The sequence below is a fragment of the Pseudomonas sp. NBRC 111139 genome (genome assembly GCF_001753955.1).
Lineage (GTDB): Bacteria > Pseudomonadota > Gammaproteobacteria > Pseudomonadales > Pseudomonadaceae > Aquipseudomonas > Aquipseudomonas alloputida.
Window position 1 is genome coordinate 1 of sequence record NZ_BCBP01000131.1, and the last position, 3,477, is coordinate 3,477.

The following is a 3,477-nucleotide window of genomic DNA, read 5'->3' on the forward strand; positions in this document are numbered from 1 at the left end:
CCTGGCCGGTGACGGCCAACGGCAAGCTCGACCGCAAGGCCTTGCCCAAGCCCGACAACAGCGCCCTGCAGCAGGCCTACAGTGCACCGCAAGGTCCGCTGGAGCAGCAGATCGCGGCGATCTGGCAGGACCTGCTCAAGCTGGAGCGGGTCGGCCGCAGCGACAACTTCTTCACCCTCGGTGGCGACTCGATCGTCTCGATCCAGGTGGTCAGCCGCGCCCGCCAGGCGGGCATCCGCTTCACCACCAAGGACCTGTTCCAGCACCAGACGGTACAAGACCTGGCCGCAGTCGCCCAGGTGGGGTGTGCGGCACAGGCCGACCAGCGCCCATTGCACGGGCCAACCCCGATGCTGGCGGTACAGCATGCCTTCTTCGACACAGCCATTGCCGACCGCCAGCAGTGGAACCAGTCGGTGCTGTTCCGCCCGCTGCAAGTGCTTGATGCACAGGCACTGGAGCAGGCGCTGCAGGCCCTGGTCACGCACCACGACAGCCTGCGCCTGAGCTTCGTCGAGGTTGATGGGCAGTGGCAGGCCAGCTACCGGCCTGCCGGGCCGGTACAGCCACCTTTGCTATGGTGCGCGACACTGGCCGATGCCGGTGAGCTGCAGGCATTGGGCACCGAGGCCCAACGCAGCCTCAACCTGGCCGATGGGCCGATGCTGCGCGCGGTGCTGGCAACCTTGGCGGACGGCAGTCAGCGCCTGTTGCTGGCGATCCATCATCTGGTCGTCGATGGGGTGTCCTGGCGTATTCTGCTGGAGGACTTGCACCGGGCCTACCAACAGTGTGCGGCCGGGCAGGTGCCACAGTTGCCCGCCAAGACCAGTGCCTTCAGGGCCTGGGCCGAACAGCTGCAGGCCTACGCCGGCAGCGACACGTTGCAGGCCGAACTGGGCTATTGGCAGGCGCAGTTGAGCCATGCCAGCGGCAGCCTGCCGCAGGACAACAGCGCTGGCGCCCTGAGCAACCGGTACGCCCACACGGTCTACAGCCACCTGGACGGGGCGCTGACCCGACAGCTGTTGCAGCAGGCCCCGGCCGCTTACCGCACCCAGGTCAACGACCTGCTGCTGACTGCGCTTGCGCGGGTAATCTGCCGCTGGAGCGGCGAACCCTCGACCCTGATCGAGCTGGAAGGGCACGGGCGCGAAGCGCTGTTCGACAACCTCGACCTGGGCCGCACGGTCGGCTGGTTCACCAGCCTGTTCCCGCTGCGGCTGAGCCCGGCGGCAACGCTGGATGGGTCGATCAAGCAGGTCAAGGAACAACTGCGCGCCGTGCCCGAAAAGGGCATTGGCTATGGTGTGCTGCGCTACCTGGCAGACGCTGCCAGCCGTGAGTGCCTGCGTGCCTTGCCGGTGCCGCGCATCACCTTCAACTATCTGGGCCAGCTGGATGGCCACCTGGCGACCGATGAGCAGGCGCTGCTGGTGCCCTGCGCAGACCCCAAAGGCGATGAGCAAAGCCTGGACGCGCCATTGGGTAACTGGCTGACGCTCAATGGCCAGGTCTACGCCGGTGAGCTGAGCCTGGGCTGGACCTTCAGCAGCGACATGTTCGAAGTCGCCACCGTGCAGCGCCTGGCCGATGAATACAGCCACGAGCTGCGCGCCCTGGTCGAACACTGCTGCCAGCGCGAACATGCCGGCATGACCCCGTCGGACTTTCCGCTGGCCGGCCTGACCCAGGCCCAGCTCGACAGCCTGCCGCTGCCGCCAGCGATGGTCGAAGACATCTTCCCGCTTTCACCCATGCAGCAAGGCATGATGTTCCATACGCTGCTGCAGCAGGGCGGGGATTACATCAACCAGCTGCGGGTCGATGTGACTGGCGTGGATCCCGAGCGCTTCCGTGCTGCCTGGCAAGCGGCCGTCGACTGCCATGACCTGCTGCGTGGCAGCTTCATCTGGGGTGAGCTGGCCAGCCCGTTGCAGATCATTCAGCGTGAGGCGCAGTTGCCGTTCGCGGTGCATGACTGGCGTGGCCGTGACGACCTTGCCGATGCGCTGGAGGCGTTCGCTGCTGCAGACCGCGCGGCCGGCTTCGACCTGGTCCGGCCGCCGCTGTTGCGCCTGACCCTGATTCGCCTGGACGCGCAGCGTTATCACCTGATCTACACCAGCCACCACATCCTGATGGACGGCTGGAGCAATACCCGGCTGCTGGGCGAGGTGCTGCAGCGCTACCACGGCAGCGTGCCGGAGCAAGGGCCGGGGCGCTTCCGTGACTACATTGCCTGGCTGCAGCGCCAGGATGGCGCAGCCCGCCAGGCGTTCTGGACCCGCCAGTTGCAAGACCTGGATGCACCCACCTTGCTGGCCAGGGCCACGGACTGGGCAGCCGGTAGTGAAGGGCAGGGGCAGGTCGAGCGGGTACAGCAACTGGATGCCCGGCAGACCGCCCGCCTGGACGCCTTTGCCCGTGAGCGCAGGGTCACCGTCAATACCGTGGTGCAAGCGGCCTGGCTGCTGGTGCTGCAGCGCTATACCGGCCAGGCCTGCGTCGCCTTTGGTGCGACCACGGCTGGGCGGCCGGCCGAACTCAAGGGCATCGAGCAGCAGATCGGCCTGTTCATCAACACCTTGCCGGTCATTGCCAGCCCACGCCCGGAGCAAGCGCTGGGTGACTGGCTGGACGCCGTGCAGGCGCTGAACATCGCCCTGCGTGAGTACGATCACACGCCATTGTTCGATATCCAGCGCTGGGCCGGGCAGGGCGGCGAAGCGCTGTTCGACAGCATCCTGGTGTTCGAGAACTACCCGGTGTCCGAAGCGCTGCAGGCCGATACCACCAGTAGCCTGGTGTTTGGTGAGGTGGCGAACCACGAACAGACCAACTACCCGCTGACGCTGGTGGTTAACCTGGGTACGCACCTGTCGCTGCAGTTGAAAGCCGATCGGGCACGGTTCAGTGCCCGGTTGGCCGAGCAACTTGGCGAGCACCTGTTGCAGGTGTTGCAGCAGATGCTTGAGAGCAGCGCCGAAACGGCGTTGGGCGAGTTGCCGATGCTGAGCCCGCAGCAGGCGCAAGCGGTGCTGCACGACCTTAACGACACCGTCACCGACTACCCCGGCGACTGGCGCGTGCACCAGCTGTTCGAGGCGCAGGCGCGTCGCCAGCCGGATGCCACGGCACTGCTGTTCGGCGACCAGCGCATGAGCTACCGGGCATTGAGTGAGCTGTCCAGCCAGTGGGCGCACAAGCTGATCGAGCAGGGTGTCGGCCCGGAAAGCCTGGTGGGTATCGCCGCCGAGCGCTCGCTGGAAATGGTCGTTGGCCTGCTGGCGATCCTTAAAGCCGGCGCCGCCTATGTACCGCTGGACCCGGACTACCCGGCCGAGCGGCTGGCCTACATGTTCGAAGACAGCGGCATTGAGCTGCTGCTGACCCAGGCGCACCTGCGCGAGCAGCTGCCGGCGTTTGCCGGGCAGGTGCTGCTGCTGGACCAGCCCGGCGAACTGGGCGGGTACT

At 66.6% G+C, this 3,477-nt stretch carries 1 protein-coding gene; it reads left to right on the forward strand.

Annotated elements, in window-relative coordinates; all coding sequences use genetic code 11:
• Positions 1-3,477: condensation domain-containing protein (locus BJQ17_RS29300; RefSeq protein ID WP_139139839.1), on the forward strand; the 3,477-nt coding region annotated here is incomplete at both ends.